This is a genomic window from Phreatobacter sp., from assembly GCF_027532945.1.
Lineage (GTDB): Bacteria > Pseudomonadota > Alphaproteobacteria > Rhizobiales > Phreatobacteraceae > Phreatobacter.
Genome location: NZ_JAPZTZ010000001.1, coordinates 127,451 through 146,150, shown reverse-complemented (window position 1 = coordinate 146,150; position 18,700 = coordinate 127,451). Strand labels below are relative to the sequence as shown.

General features: G+C 70.1%; 17 protein-coding genes and 1 other RNA gene. 5 read left to right on the top strand and 13 right to left on the bottom strand.

All coding sequences use genetic code 11. From position 1 onward, the window contains the following. The 11 genes from O9344_RS00700 to O9344_RS00650 all read right to left on the bottom strand — a co-directional run bounded on the left by O9344_RS00700 (position 1) and on the right by O9344_RS00650 (position 10,131). Positions 1–312 carry a pyrophosphatase gene (locus tag O9344_RS00700; RefSeq protein WP_298471590.1) on the bottom strand — a complete coding sequence of 104 codons (312 nt, stop codon included), beginning with the start codon at positions 310–312 and terminating at the stop codon, positions 1–3. Then, the gene (locus O9344_RS00695) at positions 309–1,103 is read right to left on the bottom strand and encodes a thymidylate synthase (protein ID WP_298471587.1); all 795 of its coding nucleotides are present in this window, start codon (positions 1,101–1,103) and stop codon (positions 309–311) included. The genes O9344_RS00700 and O9344_RS00695 overlap by 4 nt, the downstream gene beginning before the upstream one ends. 91 nt (positions 1,104–1,194) lie before the next feature. Next, complete coding sequence (locus O9344_RS00690; protein WP_298471583.1) at positions 1,195–1,668, bottom strand: YHS domain-containing (seleno)protein; 474 nt, start codon at positions 1,666–1,668, stop codon at positions 1,195–1,197. A gap of 141 nt (positions 1,669–1,809) precedes the next feature. After that, complete coding sequence (locus tag O9344_RS00685; RefSeq protein WP_298471580.1) at positions 1,810–3,318, bottom strand: tripartite tricarboxylate transporter permease; 1,509 nt, start codon at positions 3,316–3,318, stop codon at positions 1,810–1,812. Positions 3,319–3,328: 10 nt separating this feature from the next. After that, positions 3,329–3,868, bottom strand: coding sequence for a tripartite tricarboxylate transporter TctB family protein (locus O9344_RS00680; RefSeq protein ID WP_298471577.1), 540 nt, complete (start codon positions 3,866–3,868; stop codon positions 3,329–3,331). A gap of 151 nt (positions 3,869–4,019) precedes the next feature. Continuing rightward, a complete protein-coding gene (locus O9344_RS00675) occupies positions 4,020–4,250 on the bottom strand; it encodes a ribbon-helix-helix domain-containing protein (RefSeq protein WP_298471574.1) in 231 nt (76 codons plus the stop codon). 4 nt (positions 4,251–4,254) lie between these two features. Next, positions 4,255–4,431, bottom strand: coding sequence for a DUF4169 family protein (locus tag O9344_RS00670; protein WP_298471571.1), 177 nt, complete (start codon positions 4,429–4,431; stop codon positions 4,255–4,257). 244 nt (positions 4,432–4,675) lie between these two features. After that, positions 4,676–5,245, bottom strand: coding sequence for a ClpXP protease specificity-enhancing factor SspB (locus tag O9344_RS00665; protein WP_298471569.1), 570 nt, complete (start codon positions 5,243–5,245; stop codon positions 4,676–4,678). An 84-nt stretch (positions 5,246–5,329) separates the two neighbouring features. Beyond that, positions 5,330–5,685, bottom strand: a transfer-messenger RNA (tmRNA) gene (gene ssrA, locus O9344_RS00660). A 1-nt stretch (position 5,686) separates the two neighbouring features. After that, on the bottom strand, positions 5,687–9,274 hold the full coding sequence (locus tag O9344_RS00655) for an AsmA family protein (RefSeq protein WP_298471567.1): 3,588 nt from the start codon (positions 9,272–9,274) through the stop codon (positions 5,687–5,689). A gap of 80 nt (positions 9,275–9,354) precedes the next feature. Further along, a complete protein-coding gene (locus tag O9344_RS00650) occupies positions 9,355–10,131 on the bottom strand; it encodes an extensin family protein (protein ID WP_298471564.1) in 777 nt (258 codons plus the stop codon). 158 nt (positions 10,132–10,289) lie between these two features. Here O9344_RS00650 and O9344_RS00645 point away from each other — a divergent pair, with 158 nt between their 5' ends. The 3 genes from O9344_RS00645 to O9344_RS00635 all read left to right on the top strand — a co-directional run bounded on the left by O9344_RS00645 (position 10,290) and on the right by O9344_RS00635 (position 14,108). Then, positions 10,290–11,105 carry a 3'(2'),5'-bisphosphate nucleotidase CysQ gene (locus O9344_RS00645; RefSeq protein WP_298471561.1) on the top strand — a complete coding sequence of 272 codons (816 nt, stop codon included), beginning with the start codon at positions 10,290–10,292 and terminating at the stop codon, positions 11,103–11,105. 266 nt (positions 11,106–11,371) lie between these two features. Continuing rightward, positions 11,372–12,406: a Fe(3+) ABC transporter substrate-binding protein gene (locus O9344_RS00640; RefSeq protein WP_298471559.1), complete on the top strand. Its 1,035-nt coding sequence runs from the start codon at positions 11,372–11,374 to the stop codon at positions 12,404–12,406. Positions 12,407–12,410: 4 nt separating this feature from the next. Continuing rightward, on the top strand, positions 12,411–14,108 hold the full coding sequence (locus O9344_RS00635; protein WP_298471557.1) for an iron ABC transporter permease: 1,698 nt from the start codon (positions 12,411–12,413) through the stop codon (positions 14,106–14,108). 3 nt (positions 14,109–14,111) lie between these two features. Here the strand turns inward: O9344_RS00635 and O9344_RS00630 are convergent, their stop codons facing one another. After that, the gene (locus tag O9344_RS00630; protein ID WP_298471554.1) at positions 14,112–14,540 is read right to left on the bottom strand and encodes a nucleoside deaminase; all 429 of its coding nucleotides are present in this window, start codon (positions 14,538–14,540) and stop codon (positions 14,112–14,114) included. A gap of 131 nt (positions 14,541–14,671) precedes the next feature. On the opposite strand from O9344_RS00630, the gene O9344_RS00625 reads away from it, so the two are divergent. Then, positions 14,672–17,605: a pseudouridine synthase gene (locus O9344_RS00625; protein ID WP_298471551.1), complete on the top strand. Its 2,934-nt coding sequence runs from the start codon at positions 14,672–14,674 to the stop codon at positions 17,603–17,605. Between the two features lie 3 nt (positions 17,606–17,608). Beyond that, positions 17,609–18,163 (top strand): 16S rRNA (guanine(966)-N(2))-methyltransferase RsmD, encoded by a 555-nt coding sequence (gene rsmD / locus O9344_RS00620; protein ID WP_298471548.1) that lies wholly within the window; start codon positions 17,609–17,611, stop codon positions 18,161–18,163. A gap of 7 nt (positions 18,164–18,170) precedes the next feature. Here the strand turns inward: rsmD and mscL are convergent, their stop codons facing one another. Next, the gene (gene mscL, locus O9344_RS00615) at positions 18,171–18,578 is read right to left on the bottom strand and encodes a large conductance mechanosensitive channel protein MscL (RefSeq protein WP_298471545.1); all 408 of its coding nucleotides are present in this window, start codon (positions 18,576–18,578) and stop codon (positions 18,171–18,173) included. Positions 18,579–18,700 lie beyond the last annotated feature (122 nt).

The window sequence follows — 18,700 nt, the reverse complement described above, 5'->3', positions numbered from 1 at the left end:
TCACGTCTGTTCGTACTTCAACCACTTCTCCGCAAGGGCGGCATCGGCGTCGATGCCGAGCCGCTCGGCGAGGGCCAGCACAAAGCCAAGCACATCCGCGATCTCCGCAGATAGCGCCGCTTGCGCTTCAACGCCGTCCAGCCGGTGCCGCGACCGGCCGGTGGCAGCCAGATAGGCCTGGGTGAGTTCGCCCAGTTCCTCCTGAAGCTTGAAGACGATCCAGTCTTCACCGGGCGGAATGCCGAAGGCCTGCTCGTACTGCCGGCTGATCTGCTCGACCCGCCGCTGGAGCGACGTGAGATCCCCGCTCACACCGCGACCGGCGCCTTGATGGCGGGATGCGGGTCGTAGCCGACCAGCGTGAAGTCGTCATAGGTGAAGCCGAAGAGGTCGGTCACCGCCGGGTTCAGCTGCATGGTGGGCAGTGGGCGCAGCGGACGGGTCAGCTGCAACTCGGCCTGCTCGACATGGTTCAGGTAAAGATGCGCATCCCCAAGCGTGTGGACGAAGTCGCCGGGCTTCAGGCCGGTGACCTGCGCCAGCATCAGCGTCAGCAGGGCATAGGAGGCGATGTTGAAGGGCACCCCGAGGAAGATGTCGGCGGAGCGCTGGTAGAGCTGGCAGGAGAGCCGGCCCTCGGCGACGTAGAACTGGAAGAGGCAGTGGCAGGGCGGCAGGGCCATGGCCTCCACGTCGGCCGGGTTCCAGGCCGAGACGATGAGACGGCGCGAATCCGGGTTCTTGCGCAGCATGGCGACGAGACCGGCGATCTGGTCGATGGTTCGGCCGTCGGGAGCGGCCCATGAGCGCCACTGCTTGCCATAGACGGGGCCGAGATTGCCCTCGGCATCGGCCCATTCGTCCCAGATGCTGACGCCATTGGCCTTGAGATAGGCGATGTTGGTGTCGCCCTGCAGGAACCACAGCAGCTCGTGGATGATCGATTTGAGGTGCAGCTTCTTCGTTGTGACCATCGGAAAGCCCTCCGACAGGTCGAAGCGCATCTGATGGCCGAAGACCGAGATCGTGCCGGTGCCCGTGCGGTCGTCCTTGCGGACGCCGTGGCGCAGCACATGCTCCATCAGGTCGTGATACTGGCGCATCGGGGGTCTCCGGGACGCGAATCCGCGAGAGAGCCTTATACCGCGCTTCGCGGCCGGCTGGCAGCAGGGCGGCCGGGCTTCCCCACAGGCGTCAGCGCAGCGTCGGCCAGTTGCGGTCGGCGGCGGCGATGAAGCCGGGAATGTCGGTCAGCCAGGTGCGGTGGACGCGGGCGTCGTAGTTGAAGAACAGCCGCCCGTCGACAATGCGCCAGTGACGGGGATCGCCGGAGGCGCGGTAGCCCTGCGAGGCGGCCCAGGAGCAATGGCCGCCATAGGACGGCGCATAGCGGTCGGGAGCGGCGGCGAAGGCGTCGCGGGCGGCGGCGGAGGCGAAACGCCAGGTCGCGCCCTTCCAGCCATGGGTGAAGCGCGCGCTTCCCTGCGTCGGACGGCCATCGGTGTGGAAGGCGACGACATCGTGGCCGTCGGCGGCCAGGCTCGACAGCGTCGCGGTGTAGATCTCCGGAGCGGCGAATGCCCTGCGGGTGGAGAGGCCGAGGCCGAGGACGGGCGCGGCGAGCAGGAGCGCGCGGCGGGTGGCAAGCGAAACGGCACGGTCGGGCATCGGAAAGCTCCGGGTCTGGAGCCAGGTCAGGCTCCCTGCCCTCCCCTACGCGGCGGGGCGCGCCACCGTTACAGCGCCTGAAACGAAACCGGCGGCGCCCTTTCGGAGCGCCGCCGGCCAGAGCCAGACCTGTCGGCCGGATCACTCCACGAAGACGGACTCGCGCTTCTTGGTGATCGAGGGCAGGAAGGAGATGATGATCAGCACCACGGCGATGCCGATGAGCGCCGCCGAGATCGGCCGGTTCACCACGTCGACGAAGACCGACCAGTCGCCGCGCGACATGAGGATGGAGCGGCGCAGATACTCCTCCATCAGCTTGCCGAGCACGAAGCCGAGCAGCAGCGGCGCGACCTCGAAGCCCATCTTGATGAAGGCGTAGCCGACCAGGCCGAAGAAGGCGGTGATCATGACGTCGAAGGGGTTGTTGTTCACCGAGTAGATGCCGATGCAGCAGAACATCAGGATCGACGGGAACAGCATGCGGTAGGGCACCTTCAGCAGCTTCACCCAGATGCCGATCATCGGCAGGTTGATGATGAGCAGCATGAGGTTGCCGATCCACATCGAGGCGATCATGCCCCAGAAGAGATCGGGCCGCTTCTCCATGACCTGCGGGCCGGGAACGATGCCGTGGATGGTCATGGCGCCGACCATCAGCGCCATCACCGCGTTCGGCGGGATGCCGAGGGTGAGCAGCGGGATGAAGGAGGTCTGGGCGCCGGCATTGTTGGCGCTTTCGGGACCAGCGACGCCCTCGATCGCGCCCTTGCCGAAGCGGGACGGATCCTTGGCGAGCTTCTTCTCCATGGTGTAGCTGGCAAACGGGCCGAGCACGGCGCCGTTGCCGGGCAGGATGCCCAGCGCTGCGCCGATGCTGGTGCCACGCAGCACCGGCAGGATCGACTGCTTCATCTCCCCCCAGTTCGGCAGCAGGCTGCCGATGCGGTTCTTCAGCACGTCGCGGGTCTCGGGATTCTCGAGGTTCCGGAGTATCTCGGCGAAGCCGAACATGCCCATGGCGATGGTGGCGAAGTCGATGCCGTCCGACAGTTCGGGCCAGGAGAAGGTCATGCGGTCGGCGCCGGTCTCGAGGTCCTGGCCGACGGTGGAGAGCATGAGGCCGCAGAGCACCATGGCGACCGCCTTCACCACCGAGCCGCGCGCCAGCACGACGGCGAAGATCAGGCCCATGACCATGAGCGAGAAATACTCGGCCGGGCCGAAAAGCAGCGCGACGCGGGTCAGCGGCGCGGCCAGCGCGGCGATGACCAGGGTGGCGACGGTGCCGGCGAAGAACGAGCCGAGGGCGGCGATGCCGAGGGCGGCGCCAGCGCGGCCGTTGCGGGCCATCTGGTGCCCGTCGAGCACGGTGACCACCGAGGTGGCCTCACCGGGGATGTTGACCAGGATGGCCGTGGTCGAGCCGCCGTACTGGGCGCCGTAATAGATGCCGGCCAGCATGATGAGCGCGCCGACCGGATCAAGGCCGAAGGTGATCGGCAGCAGCATCGCGATGGTGGCGATCGGGCCGACGCCCGGCAGCACGCCGATCAGCGTGCCGATCATGCACCCGAGGAAGCAGAGGCCGAGGTTCTTGATGGTGAGCGCAACGCCGAAGCCGAGCGCAAGGTTGGAGAACATGTCCATGGGTTACGCCTCACCAACCCGCCCAGGGGGCGACGGGAATCGGCAGCCGGAGCGCCACCTTGAACAACAGGATGCAGAAGGCCGTCATGGCCGCCGCGAAGATGAGAGTCTGCAACCAGTTGCGCTCGTTCGAGGCGAGGCTGGCGATGACCAGGGTCAGCGGTCCCGCGACGAGAAGGCCGAGGGGCGGCAGAAGCTCGGTGCGACCGATGCCGGGGATGTTCAGCGTGGTGCCGCGGATGGTGGCGGCAAAGATGAGGACCGCGCCCAGGACGAAAATCGGACCGCGGATCGACCAGGCCTCGAGGCGCGGACCGACGACGGTCAGCGCCTGGACCACGATGACCGCGCCGACCCCCATCAGCAGGAAGGACAGGCCGCGCGGGAACGAGCCCGGGCCGAGGTTGGCGCCGCGACCACCGGTGAGGTTCGACGACGCCCAGAGGCAAAACAGGCCGAACGCGATGATGAACAGGCCAGCGAACATATCCTGCGGGCTCTTGATGAAGCCACGCGCCTCGTCGGCCGTTCCTACTTTGTCGTCCTGCATCGTTCCCCCACTGCGGAGCACTCTTTTGAACCAAGCGCGAGGCCGGTCGTTTTGCGCGCGGATGACATCATGTCAACCGTCGGAAAACAAGCGGCGGGAATGACCGCAAATGGGGAAAAATTAGCCGAAGGTCGTCAGTATAACCACGGCCTCACGCGTCTTGGGTGCTTTTCATCCGAAAATGCTGCAGCACGAAAAGACGGATCGAGGAAGACAGGTTCCCATGCGTCCGGCCGCCGTCGATCTGCCCGACCAGTTCCGACAGCGTTTCACGGCGCTCGGCAGCGATCTCCTTGAGCGCATTCCAGAATTCGTCCTCAAGACTGACACTCGTCTTGTGGCCCTCGACCACGATAGAGCGTTTGACGACGTGGCTCTTCATTCATTCACTCCGACCGCTTGTGGCCGTCGAGCTTCCTGGCCTCAAGGTCGGCGCGAGCCTCCTCGAGTTTCCGTTCGGCACCCAGGCGTCCAAAGCGAAGGCGATTGGCGTCGGCGGTTTGCGCCTCCGCGTCGCGGGCTTTTCGTTTGCGAGCGCGCTTCAAATTGATGACGTCACCCATCGCAGCAACTCCAACGCAGGAGGGAGGGTCCGGTTCCGTCGATCCTGACGAAAAAAAGCGGGCGGTTTCGTGCCAGCCGCTGCGCAAAAATTAGCGTCCCAGAAATTTCGTGAAAACCTTCCCCGAGTACCGCCGTGAACGGCCGTGGATGCATAGGGACGGGCAATCCCGGCCGCAAAGCAGCTTTTTTGTTGGATTCGGGTGCATGACGCAGCGCGTCATATCACCGCGGCATAGCCGGTCATCACTTCTTGCGGAACTTGTCCAGGCTCACAACTTCGGCACCACCGGCTCCGGCCGCGGCGTCGGCAGCCTTCACAGAGCCGGCGTCAGCTGGGTCCGCCGGCTTGGCTTCCGGCTCGAGCTTGCGCGGCGTCGGCCGCGCCTCCGCCACCGGCTCGCCGGCAGCCTGGGGCGCGACTTCGCGCACGCCGATCTCACCCTGCTCGCCCTCGGGACCCGCCACCTCGAACTGCAGGCCAAACTGGACGGAGGGATCGAAGAAGCCCTTCACCGCCTCGAAAGGAACGAGGAGGCGCTCGGGGATGCCACCAAAGGACAGGCCGACCTCAAAGGAATGCTCGGTGACCGCGAGATCCCAGTACTGGTGCTGCAGCACCACCGTCATCTCCAACGGATATTTCTCGCGCATGCGGTTCGACAGCCGCACGCCGGGCGCGCGCGTATCGAAGGTCACATAGAAATGATGATCGCCGGGCAGCCCGTCGCGGGCGGCGTCGGTGAGGACGCGCTTCACAACGCCGCGCAGGGCGTCCTGAGCCAGAAGATCGTAGCGAATGAGATCGGTGGGCATGAGCTGCTTGCTGGCGAACGGGTCCGGGGCCTTGGAACACGCGGGCGTGCCCCTCCGAGCCGCTGCGCCCCCGCCGCGGAGAGGAGTGGAGGCTTCTGTTGCCAGGTGCCTCCGAACCCCGCCTTACAGTGCTACCCGCAAGGGCTTTGGATCGGTACCATCACCGCATTACGCGGCAACGGCCACCGGAGCATAGTTGTCGTTGGCAACTATTGAGACGGCCCGATAACGGCGGAACCATGCCGAGCGAAAGTCCACCCTTTACACCCTCGTCGATCCTGTTTCGCCCCCATCAGCAGGGCACCCGCAGGAGCCCTGCTGGTGGAGGCGCCGGGTACTGCCCCCGGGTCCGATAGGTTTATTACGATAGCCGTTTATCGCCATAGCCGGGTTGCCCCGGCTCTTCGAATATAGGCGAGGTGGCGCGCCGGCGAAAGGCCTTCAGCGGCGCATACCGGGGGCCGGTCCGACCTCCACCGCCGGCGGCAGCGGCGGCAGGATCGAGAGCGGCGCGGCCTGAGGCGGAGGCGTCTCCGGCGGGCGGGCGTCAAGAGCCCGGCGCACCACCGAGGGCAGGTCGGTCGCCGTCGGCGCGGCGCGCGGCACGGTGGGGCGCGGTGCCGGCACCGGCGCCCCCTCGGGCGACGGCTCGGCCGGGGCCGTGGCGCGGGGCGCCAGGAACAATTCGGCCGGCAGCGGCTCCGGCATGGGCGGCATCGGCACCTCGACCTGCGGCGGCGGGAGGGCGGTGTAGCGGGAGAAGGCGCGCTGGCGGCTGCGCTCCAGCCGGTCGCTCTCGGTCATGCGGATCCGCAGGGCGGCACGATCGACGAGCCGCAGGCCGAGCCATCCGGAGACGTCGTCGGTCTCGATCATCCGCTCCGGCGCCCCGAGAGCACCGTCGTGGCGGATGGCAAGGACCGGCATGGTCTCGGCATCGCGCAGCGGATCGGGGGCGATCTTCACCTGGGCCGCCAGCGTGCCTTCCCTGAGGTCGACGGAACCGGTCCAGGTGATGGCGCCGCCCGCAGGGCTCGCGGTCACGGGCGCGCCGCGCAGGGCGAGACCGCTGAGGGCGATCGCCGCAGGCGGCGTCGGCGGCAATGCGACGCGGCCGTCGAGGGCCTGGGCAAGGGCCGCGCCGAAGGCCATGTCGGTCATCGGTCGGCCGACATCCTGGGCGATCTCGGCCTGGCGGGTGACGCGGGCCAGGGCGCCGGGATCGGCGCCGGCAAGGCTGGTCAGGGCGAAGGCGAGGCGCCCCGAGCCCCGCAGGCCCGCGAGAAGGGCAGCCGGCGTCGCGCCATCGGCGGTAACGTCGGAGGTGAGCGAGGCGGTGCCTTCGGCGCCGGGCCAGAGCAGGGCTGCCGGCACGCGCTCGAGGCCAATGCGCGCGGAGGCGAGGGTTCGCACGGCCGAGCGATCAAGCGTGAGGTCCGCCGACAGGGTCGCGGGGCCGATGGCCGCGGCAAGGCCGGTGAGCCGGGTGCGGCCGCCGTCGCGGACCAGTCGGGTCTTCAGGCCGACAAGATCGGGATAGGCGCCAAGAAGGAGCCGGTCGGCCGTCACAGTGAGGTCGGCGTCGAGCCGATCGAAGACGGTCTCGCCGAAAGCCGCGGAGGCGAATTCGCCAGCGCCGGCCTCGATCAGCCAGGCCGGGCCGGAGAGAAGGGTGAGAGCCGCCTCGGCCGGAATCGTGCCGAGGGCGAGGTCACCGGACAGGCGACGCCCGGCCAGGGCCAGCCGCGCCGCGATGCGGGTGCCGCCGATCTCGCCTTCGGCACGATCGGTGCGCCAGACATCGCCAGCCGCCCGCGCGGCGAGATCGAGGCGCGCCGGCAGCCGGCCGGACAGGTCCGCTGGCACGCCGAGGAGAGGCATGAGCGCGGCGATGTCGGTGGAGCGCAGCGTGGCTGACAGGCTTCCCTCCCCGCTCCGGCCGCGACCGGCTTCCGCGGTGATGGTCGTCGCGCCGCTGGTCAGCGTGCCGGAGAGGCGATGGGTCGCGGCGTCGGCGCGGACCCATTCGGCGGTGAGCTGCGCGCCGCCTGGCCCGGTCGCCGGAACCGGCGTGCCCGCAATGAGGGCAACGATGCGATCAGCGCGTGGGGCCTGGAGGTCGAGCCGCACCCGGCCGGTGAGGTCCTGCGGCGCGAAGGGATCGCCCGAGCCCGCCGCATCGAGCTGGACCATGGTCTCGCCCATGCGGCCCTCGATGCGCAGGCCGAGGGCGGAGCGGCCGGAGGCGGCAAAGGTGAGCCCGAGTTCGGCTCCGGCGAGGGAGGGCGCGCGGTCGCGGATCCATCCCGCGAGATCGCGGGTCGCGGCGTGACGGGAGAGAAGCGCCACCAGCCCGTCGACGGTCTCGGCCCGGGCGCGGCCGGACAGGCGCCCGAGGAGCGGGCCGCCGAGGCCATCAAGCCGCCCGGTCAGGTCCATACCGAAGCCGGCGAGATCGCCGATGGACAGGCGTTCGGCCTCGAATGTGCGCCCGTCCGTGGCGACGGCAAGGTCGAGATCACGGGCGACGAGCCCTGCGAGGGCGGCGCGCGCCGCCCTCAGCCGCAGTCTTGTGTCGGTGGCGGGGTCAAGCCGTGCACCGGCGCCGCGGGCGATGCGCACGAGAAGGTCGAGGTCGAGCGCCTCGGCGGAGAGTTCGGCGAGCAGCGCGTGGCGGCCGAGGGCCGGCACGTCCAGAGCGATGCGCCCGGTCGTGCGCCCTGCGGCCGTCTCCGCATCGATGGCGTCGAGAACGAGGCGGCCGGGATCGGCGGTGACGCGGGTGGTGAGGCGGATCGGATCGTCGAGCGTGCCGGCAGGCGCCTGCTGCCCGTCGAGCCAGGCCATCAAGGCCGCAGGCCGCGCCGCCTGGAGCGCCAGCGTGCCGGAGAAGGCGACATCGCCGGCCAGCGTCAGACGACCCGCGAGGTCGGCGGCGGCGTCACCCGGCAGGCGGGCCGCAAGCCGCTCGATGCGCCAGGCGCCGTCCTCGGCGCGGATGTCGCCGCGCAGGTCGCCGATGGCGCCGCCGCCCACGGTGAGGCCGGCAACTTCGAGGCTGAGAGTCACAGGAACCGCTGGCGCGGCGAGGGACGGTGCTTCCGCGAGGACAGCGGCGAGCACGTCGCGGGGAAGGCGCTGCGGTGCCTCGACCAGGCGATCGAGATCGGCCTGGAGGATGCTCGCCACGGCCTCGACACCCTCGCCGGGCCCGAAGCCGAGGCGGAAGGAACCGGTTGCCCGCACCAGCCTGTCGCCGGACCCGAGCTGGCCCTCGGCGCGCTGGATGATGAGCGCCTGCGGCGTGACGGCGACCGGACCGGCGAGACGCCAGGGCAGTCGCCCTGCCCCACCAGTGAGCACCACCTCGCCGTCGAGCCGTGGCCGCCCCTCGGTGCTGGCGAGGCCCTCGACCTCGAAGCCGAAGCCACCGCCCGTGCCGGCGGTGACGCGGAGCCGGGCGGCGAGCCGGCCGGCATCGGTGAGGCTGAGCAGCGCCGCAACCGGGTGCACCGTCTCCCCCGCAACCGCGGTGCCGTCGAGGCGCAGCGGGCCGCCCTGTCCGCGCGACTCGCCGGTCAGCATCAGGCGTTCGGCGACGAGACGGGTCGGCCCCTCGCCGTCGGCGACGGACAGGCGGGAGTTCTCGATCGTCAGCGCATCGACGGCGAAGAGGCGGTTCGGCGCCATGCCGCCGCGCAGCGTCACATCGGCGTCGCGGATGTGCAGGCTGTTCAGCGATGCCTGGCCGCGCAGCAGCGGCGCGATGCGCAGGTCGCCACGCAGGCGGCCGATGCGGGCGCCGCCCTGCCCCTCGCCGATGGCGACGTCGCGGGCATCGATGGTGATGGTGGGCAGCAGCCGGACGGTCAGGTCGCCGCCGATGCGAACAGGCGTGCCAAGGAGGCGCGTCGCCTCGGCCTCGATGCGCGGGCGATGGGCGTTCCAGTCGACGAGGAAAGGCCCCACCAGCGCCGCGACGATGGCGGCGATGAGGGCGATGGCGAGGGCGAGCAGCGTGTTCTGCAACGGAGGGCTCCGCGGCCACAGTGCGAAGCCGGAATGTAGGGGATCGGACCCCCGGGCGGAAGGCGCGCGGGGTCGCGGCGTCAGCGCATGACGCTGCCCTGGCGCCCGAAGCCCCAGCCGAAGCCGCCGGTGGGCGAGCCGGGTTGCAGCATCTGCACCGTCTCCGGCCGCGGCCGGCAGACGCGGCGCGTCCAGCGCGGGTCGTGGCGGGCGAGGTCGAGGTGGAAATGGTCGTAGTGGAAGGCGTCGGAGCCCGGGCCGAGCACGGTGGTGAAATGATCGCAGGCGCGCACGAAGATCTCGCGCAGGAAGCCGGATTCGGCGGTCTCGCCGCGCCAATGCTGGCGCACCACGACGGTGTGGCCGCTGTTCAGCACGAAGGCGAAGACGTCGAGGGCATTGCCGAAGGCGTGTTCCGACATGCGGCCGGACCGGCCGCCGCGGATGCCGCGGCAGGAATAGGAGCCGGCCTTCACCTCGACCACGGCGGCACCGAACCAGCGCTGGGCCGCGGGCTGGACGACGTTGTCGATCCAGCGGTCCACGGTGGGGATCATCTGGCAGGCCAGGGTCTGCGGCCGGTCATAGGAGACCTGGCCGCGGGCCTGGGCGGCGACGCGCAGCGGATAGTCCATGCCGCAGGTGCCCGGGCCGTTGATGGCGTTGGTACGCTGGACGTAGCGGCTCATCTGCACGGCGCCGGATGCCATGCAGCGGCTTTCGAGGTCGGAGCGCCACTGCTCGCGGCGCTCATAGGCATAGCGGCCGCAGGCGGCGATCGACAGCACGACCGCGGCGAGGCCAAACCACGTCAGCGCCCGGCGACCGGGGCTCTGTGTGCCGAACGCAACACTCATCGGCATTTTCCGAAAAATCGCGGGAAGTCCCTAACGAGGCGTTCATCATCGCCCAGCCGGGTGAACTTCTCGCCAAGAAACGGGGTTAAGACTTCGTTCACACCCTGCGCGAGGTCGGTACGCTTCCTTCCCGGCCGGCGATGGCCTAGTCAGGCAACATGAGTCGCGATTTCGCCAACCCGGCCCTCCTCGACGCGCTTGCCTCGCTGGCGAGCCGGGCAGGCGCGCGGATCATGAGCCATTACGGCTGCGAGGCCACGGTGAAGGGCGACGGCTCGCCGGTGACAGCGGCCGACCACGATGCGGAGGAGGAGATCCTCGCGGGGCTGGCAAACCTCCTGCCGGGCGTACCGGTGCTGGCCGAGGAATCGGCCGCGGCCGGCCGCTGGCCTGCCTCGACGGAGGTCTTCGTCGCCGTGGACCCGATGGACGGGACCCGCGAGTTCCTGTCGCAGAACGGCGAGTTCACGGTGAATATCGGGATCATCGTCGCCGGCAGGCCCGTCGTGGGCGTGGTCCAGGCGCCGGCGCTGGACCGGCTGTGGATCGGCTCGCCGCTCGGCGCGGAGGCCATGTCGCTCGGCTCCGGCGAGACGGTCGCATCGGCCCGCGACCGCCGTCCCATCCGCACGCGAGACCTGCCAGCGGCAGGTGCCACCGCGCTGGTCAGCCGGTCGCATCCCGATGCCGCCAGCGAGGCCTATTATGCGGCGCGTGGCATTACCGAGCGCCGGGCCGTCGGATCGTCCTTGAAGTACACGCTGATCGCCGAGGGCGATGCGGATGTCAGTGTCCGTTTCGCGTCGATCAGCGAATGGGACATCGCCGCTGCCCATGCGGTGCTGGAAGCGGCCGGTGGCGCCATGACCCGGCCCGACGGCGCGCCGCTTGGCTATGGCCGCGCCGACCGACAGTTCCGCACCGATCACTTCATCGCCTGCAGCGGCGCCTTCGCGGTGCAGGAACGCGGCTGAGCGGAGCCTGCGAAAATCGGTCGCAGGGCTGACCTGCTCCGGGCGCCGGTGTCGGCCTGCCCGTATGGCCATCGTCGGGGCCCCTTAAGTTGATCCGCCAAAGCAACAATGCGGTCCGCCTAGAGCCGTTCCAAACAGGACTTTGGAGTTGTTCCAATGTTTTGGCACCATCTTGCCGCTCTGTGATGGAACTGTAGATTGCCCGGCATCACGTTTCGGATGCGGCGAACGCGCCCGTCCAGCCCGCAGCTCCCCCGGAGACCGCCATGACCCTCGCCCCCACCCGCCGCACCCTGCTCGGTGGTGCCGCCCTTCTCGTCGCCTCTCCGGCCTTGCTTCGCGCGCAGACGCGGACGCTGAACCTCTATTCCTCGCGCCATTACGACACCGACGAGGCGCTCTATTCCGATTTCACCAAGCAGACCGGCATCACCATCAACCGCGTCGAGGCCGGCGAGGACCCGCTGCTCGCCCGCATGCAGAGCGAGGGCGCCAACTCCCCCGCTGACGTGCTGATCACCGTGGATGCCGGCCGGATCGAGCGGGCCTCCTCGCTCGGCCTGCTTCAGCCCTTCGCCTCCGAGGCGCTGGCCAGCCGCATCCCCGCCAACCTGCGCGACCCCGACGGCCACTGGTTCGGCTTCTCCACCCGTGCCCGCGTCATCTTCGTAGCCAAGGACAAGGTTCCGGAAGGCGCGATCCGCAGCTACGAGGACCTCGCCGACCCGAAGTGGAAGGGCAAGGTGCTGACCCGCTCGTCCACCAACGTCTATAGCCAGTCGATGACCGGCGCGATGCTGGCGGCGCTCGGCCCGGAGAAGACCGAGGAATGGGCCCGCGGCATCGTCGCCAACCTCGCCCGTCCGCCGCGCGGCGGTGACACCGACCAGCTCCGGGCGGCCGCAGCCGGCGAGGGCGATATCGCGGTGTCGAACACCTACTATTTTGGCCGCCTGACCGTTTCCAACCGGCCCGAGGACCGTGCGGTCGTCGAAAAGCTGCGGATCGTCTTCCCGAACCAGGGGGACCGCGGAACCCACGTCAACATCTCGGCCGCCGGCATCGCCCGCCACGCGAAGAACCTTGATTCGGCCAGAGCCTTCCTGGAATATCTGGCCACGCCGTCGGCGCAGCGCTATTTTGCCTTCGGCAATCACGAATATCCGGTTGTGGCCGGCGTCGAGCCGCCGCCGCATGTCGCGGCCTGGGGGACTTTCAAGGTGGATCCGCTCAATGCCCGCGTCTTCGCCCGCAACAATGCCGAGGCGCTGAAGATCATGGACCGCGCCGGCTGGAAGTGACGGATTGACCGACACCGCCCTCTCCGCCCCCATCACCGCCCGCATGCGCCCGGCCACCTCGGCCGGGCGTCGTGCGTTGCTGGCAGGGGCGATGGCCGTGGCGGCGCTCGTCAGTGTGCCGATCCTGGCGGTGGCGACGAGCGTGCTGCAGCGGGGCGAGGGCGCGCTGACCCATCTCCTCCAGACCGTGCTCGGCGAGATCGTCCTCAACACGCTGGGGCTCATGGTCATGGTCGGCGCCGGCACGGCGCTGATCGGCGTCGGCACGGCCTGGCTGGTCACCCTCTGCCGCTTTCCCGGCTCGCGGCAGCTCGAATGGATGCTGCTGCTGCCGCTGGCCATGCCGGCCTACATCATCGGCTACGCCTATACCGACGCGCTGGCCTTCGCGGGGCCGGTGCAGGGGAGCCTGCGCGCGCTCTTCGGCTGGAGCCGGGCCGACTACTGGTTCCCGGACATCCACAACCTGCCGGGGGTGAGCCTGATGCTGACCCTGGTGCTCTACCCTTACGTCTATATCCTCGCCCGCGCCGCCTTCCTCGACCAGTCGACCTGCGTGCTCGAGGCAGCGCGGACGCTCGGGGCCAACCCCTGGGCCGCGTGCCTGCGCGTCGGGCTGCCCATGGCGCGCCCGGCCATCGCCGCGGGCGTCGCGCTGGCGCTGATGGAGGCGCTCGCCGATTTCGGCACGGTGCAATATTTCGGCGTCACCACCTTCACCACCACCATCTACCGGACCTGGTTCGGGCTCGGCGACCGGGTCGCAGCGAGCCAGCTTGCGACCGGTCTTCTCGCCTTCGTTCTGGTGCTGGTGGTGATGGAGTTCCTCGCCCGCCGCGGCCGGCGGTTCGGCGGCGGCGGACGGCGTCACCGGACGTTGGCCCCGCTCCAGCTCTCCCGCCCGAAGGCGGCCGCCGCCTTCCTCGCCTGCGCACTGCCGGTGTTGCTCGGCTTCGTGCTGCCGGTGATCGCCCTCATCCGCCTGCATGGCGACGGCGGCGACCCGTTCTTCAGCGAGCGGTTCCTGACCTTCGCCCGCAACTCCTTCCTGCTCGCCGGCGGGGCCGCGCTGATCGTGGTGACGGCCGCGACGCTCGTTGCCTATGCCGGGCGCCTCGCGCCGGGCGCCGCGACCACCGCCGCGCTGCGCGTCGCCAGCATCGGCTATGCGGTGCCGGGCACGGTGATCGCGGTCGGCATCCTCGCGGCGCTGGGGGCGGCGGATCACGGCCTCGACGCCTGGACCCGCGCCACTTTCGGACAGGGCACCGGCCTCCTCCTGTCGGGGACGGCCATCGCGCTGCTCTATGCCTATCTCGTGCGCTTCCTCGCGGTCGCGACCGGGCCGGTGGAATCCGGCCTCCACAAGATCCCCGGCTCGCTGGACGCGGCGGCGCGCACCCTCGGCGCCAGCGCCGGCAAGGTGGCCGTCGCCATCCATGCGCCGCTGCTGCGGCGCTCGCTGCTGACGGCGGCGCTGCTGGTCTTCGTCGACGTGCTGAAGGAGCTGCCGGCGACGATCATCGTCCGGCCCTTCAATTTCGATACGCTGGCTATCCGCGTCTACAATCTGGCCGCCGACGAGCGCCTCGCCCAGGCGTCGACCGGGGCGCTGGTCATCGTCGCCATCGGCATCGTGCCGGTGATCCTGCTGACGCGCATGATCGCGCGCGACACCCGCAGGGGCGGCCGGCCGGACTGAGGCTCAGCGGCGCTCGCGGAAGAAGTCACGCAGCAACTCGGCAGACGCGCTCTCCTGCAACCCGCCATAGACCTCGGGGCGGTGGTGGCAGGTGGGGTCGCCATAGAGGCGCACGCCGTTCTCGACGGCCCCGCCCTTGGGGTCGGCGGCGCCGAAATAGAGACGGCGGATGCGGGCAAAAGCGATGGCGCCGGCGCACATCGGACAGGGCTCGAGCGTGACGTAGAGATCGCAGCCGGGCAGCCGCTCCGAGCCGAGTGCCGCGCAGGCGGCGCGGATCGCCAAGATCTCGGCATGGGCGGTCGGGTCGCGGTCGGCGAGCGTGCGGTTGCCGGCGCGGGCGATGACGGCGCCGTCGCGGACGATCACCGCGCCGACCGGCACCTCGCCGCGCGCCGCGGCGGCGCGGGCCTCGGCCATGGCGAGATCCATCGGCCTTTCCGCCCCCGAATCGCCCTCTCTCGCCATTCCCGTCCGTTCGTGCTAGATCGCCGCATTCCTGCCGGGGAGCCCGGCCGCGCACGCCGGACGGCGCCGCGACACTTCGATCCCACGAGACCACCATGCCCCGCAAGCGCGACGATGCCCGCCCGGCCACCAGCCGGACGACGGAGACCGATTCCGACGCCGTGACCAAGAGCCCGGCCAAGACCGCTCCCAAGACCTCTGCAAAGACCTCTGCAAAGACCTCCACCCAGATTTCCAAGACGGCCGAGAAGGCCCCGGCGAAAGCCGCGAAGGCCAAAGCCGAGCCCAAGAAGGCCGAGCCCAAGGCTGCTGCGCCCAAGGCCGCTTCGCCCAAGGCCGCCGCGCCGAAGAAGGCCGCCGCCGTGAAGGCCGAGCCCGCTGCGACCGCGACCAAGGCGCCGGCCAAGGCCAAGGCGCCTGCCAAGGCCGTCGAGGCCCAACCGGCCGCCGCCAAGCCTGCCGCCAAGACGAAGGCCTCTACGAAGACCCAGACCGCCGCCGCTCCGAAGCGCGGCAAGGTGAAGGACGCGGAGCCGGTCGCTGCCGAGCCCGTCGCGGTGGAAGCCGCGGTGCCGGCGCGCAAGGGCAAGCCCCGCAAGGTGGCCGAGCCTGTCGCCGCCGCGCCGGTCGCCGTTGAAGCCGCCGCCGAGGCTCCGGCCGAGAGCGCCGAGAAGCCTGCCCGGAAGGGCAAGGCGCGCGTCGCCTCCACCTATGAGCCGATCGATGTTCCCGGCGACGTGCCGGACTTCCTCGACGACATCGATGAGGATCCGGTGGTGAAGGCCCTCGCCCGCGAGGCCGGCATCGAGAAGAAGCCGAAGGCCGAGCGCAGCCGCGACGGCGATGCGCCGCGCCGCGGCGATCGTCCCGAGCGTGGCTACGAGGGCCGTGCCACCCGCGACCGCAACAGCGTGCCGCGCGAGCGCGACCGTTCCTTCGAGCCGGTGAACCGCGGTGAGGAGCGGATCGCCCGCGTCCTCGCACGCGCCGGGCTCTGCTCGCGCCGCGAGGCGGAGGAGTGGATCGAGGCCGGCCGCGTCAGCGTCAACGGCACCGTGCTCACCTCCCCGGCGGTGAATGTCACCGAAAGCGACCGCATCATGGTCGATGGCGAGCGCCTGCCGGAGCGCGAGCGCACCCGCCTGTGGCTCTACCACAAGCCCTCGGGCCTGGTGACGACCAACAGCGACCCGGAAGGCCGCCCGACCATCTTCGAGAACCTGCCGGAGGACCTGCCGCGCGTGGTGACCGTTGGCCGGCTCGACATCAACACCGAGGGCCTCCTGCTCCTCACCAATGACGGCGGCCTTGCCCGCGTCCTCGCCCTGCCGGCCACCGGCTGGCTGCGCCGCTACCGCGTGCGCGCCCATGGCAGCGTCGACCAGGCGACCCTCAACGAGCTGCGCAACGGCATCGAGGTCGATGGCATTGCCTATGGCCCGATCGAGGCCGAGCTCGACCGCGTGCAGGGCGCCAATACCTGGCTCACCCTCTCGCTGCGCGAGGGCAAGAACCGCGAGGTCAAGAACGTCCTGGGCGCCATCGGCCTCGATGTGAACCGCCTCATCCGCGTCTCCTTCGGCCCCTTCCAGCTGGGCGAGCTGCCCGAGGGTGAGGTCGACGAGGTGCGCACCCGCGTGCTGCGGGACCAGCTCGGCGAAGAGCTGTCCGAGCTCGCCGGCGTCGAGTTCGACCGCCCGGTCTTCGAGAAGATCGGCGAGCGCGAGGAGCGCGGCCGCAAGGGTCGTCCCGAGGGTCGCAGCGAGGGCCGTGGTGGCAGGTTCGGCGATCGCGAGGAGCGCGGCTCGCGCTTCGGCCGTGACGAGGATCGCGGTGGCCGCTTCGGCCGGGATCGCGACGACCGTGGCGGCAACCGCTTCGGCCGCGACCGCGACGACCGGGGCCCCAGCCGCTTCGGGCGTGACCGTGACGAGGGCGAGCGTGGCGGCAAGACGCCGGAGCACCGCTTCGGCAACCGTCCGCGCGTCTGGCGCGACGGCGAGGCCACCGATTTCGGCCCGCGCCACAAGGCGCGGCCGGCCTACAAGGGCGGCCGCGGCGGCGAGGAAGGCGGCGAGCGCGATTTCAAGCGTGGCGCGCCGGTGACCGATTCTCGCGGACGGCGCGTGCGGGTGGAGAAGATGGGCGGCGACGGCCCGGCCGCCGAACGGCAGGAGCGTTTCGAGAGCCGCCAGGCCCGTCAGGCCGAGGATCGTCCGGTCCGCAGCCGCGACGAGGCTCCGCGCGGCGACTTCAAGCCGAGAGGCGAGCGCTCCTTTGGCGACCGGCCGTCCCGCGACCGTGACGGCGACGCACCGCGCCGCGATTTCAAGCCAAGAGGCGAGCGCTCCTTTGGCGACCGCCCCTTCCGCGATCGTGACGGCGATGCACCCCGCGGCGACTTCAAGCCCCGCGGCGACCGTCCCTTCGGCAACCGCGACGGCGATGCCCCGCGCCGCGACTTCAAACCCCGCGGTGACCGTCCCTTCGGCAACCGCGACGGCGACGAGCGTGGCGGTGGTCGCGACTTCAAGCCCCGTGGCGACCGGCCGTTCCGCGATCGCGACGGCGAGGCTCCGCGCCGGGACTTCAAGCCAAGAGGCGAGCGCTCCTCTGGCGACCGGCCGTTCCGGGATCGCGACGCCGCCCCGCGCGGCGACGTGAAGCCCTGGGCCGAGCGCGAGGATCGCGGCGGTGGCCGGGACTTCAAGCCGCGCGGCGAGCGTCCCGAGGGCGACAGGCCGCGTGGCAAGAGCTTCGGCGGCGGCAAGTCCTTCGGCGGCGATCGTGGCGAGCGCTCGTTCGGCGACCGCCCCTCGGGCGGCAAGTCGTTCGGCGGCGGCAAGAGCTTCGGCGGTGGCCGCGGCGAGCGCTCCTTCGGTGATCGCGACGGCGGCAAGTCCTTCGGTGGTGGCAAGTCCTTCGGCGGTGGCCGGGGTGGCAAGTCGTTCGGGGGCAAGCCTTCGGGTGGCAAGAGCTTCGGCGGCAAGCCGGGCGGCCGTCCGGGCGGGGGCAAGCGGGACCGCTAAGCCTTGCGGATCGTCGGCGGCAAACATCGCGGGCGCAGCCTGCTGGGACCGAGGTCGGACGGCATCCGCCCGACCTCGGATCGCCTGCGCGAGAGCCTCTTCAACGTGCTCGCGCATGGCTATGACGACCCCTGCGAGGGCGCACGGGTGATCGACCTCTTCGCGGGGACTGGCGCGCTTGGCTTCGAGGCGCTGTCACGCGGGGCGAGCTACGCCGCCTTCGTCGACCAGAGCGCAGAGGCACGTGGCCTGATCCGCGGCAATGTCGACGCGATGGGCCTGTCGGGGGTCACCGGCCTGTTGAAGCGGGACGCGACGAAGCTCGGCGCCGTTGCGCCGTTCGACCCGTTCAGCCTTGGCTTCTGTGATCCGCCCTATCGCAAGGGCCTCGCCGAAAAGGCCCTGGCGAGCGCCCTGTCGGGGGGATGGTTCGCACCGCAAGCCCTCGTCGTGGTCGAGGAGGCAGCGGATGTCGTTGTCACGCCGCCGGAGGGGTTCGACCTCATCGAGCGGCGCGAGGCCGGCGAGACGCAGCTTCTGTTCCTGCGCCTCGCCTGAGCCGAACTCACTTCTTCAGGAGATCGCGTATCTCGGTGAGCAGCGTCGCCTCGGCGCTGGGCTTCACCTCGGCCGGGGCCGCAGCTTCCTGGCGCTTCAGGCGGTTCATGCCCTTGACCACCAGGAACATCACCGCCGCGATGATCATGAAATTGATGGCGATGGTGATGAAGCGGCCATAAGCGATGACGGCGCCCTGCTTCTGCGCGTCAGCGAGGTTGGTGGCGGTGACCGATTTGCTCAGCGCCAGGAAGTAGTTGGTGAAATCGAAGCCGCCGAGCGACCCGAGGATCGGCATGAAGAGATCGCCGACGATGGATTCGACGATGCGGCCGAAGGCGGCACCGATGATGACACCGACGGCGAGGTCGACGACATTGCCCTTGAGGGCGAATTCGCGGAATTCCTTGAGCATCGGGCACTGTCCTCCATGATCGCTCGCCGCCGCGACCCCTGCCGCAGCGGCAGGCGGACGATCCGGCATCCCGTCCGTGATGGCAATGGCCGATGCGACATTCCGCCCTTCGTCATGTGGAC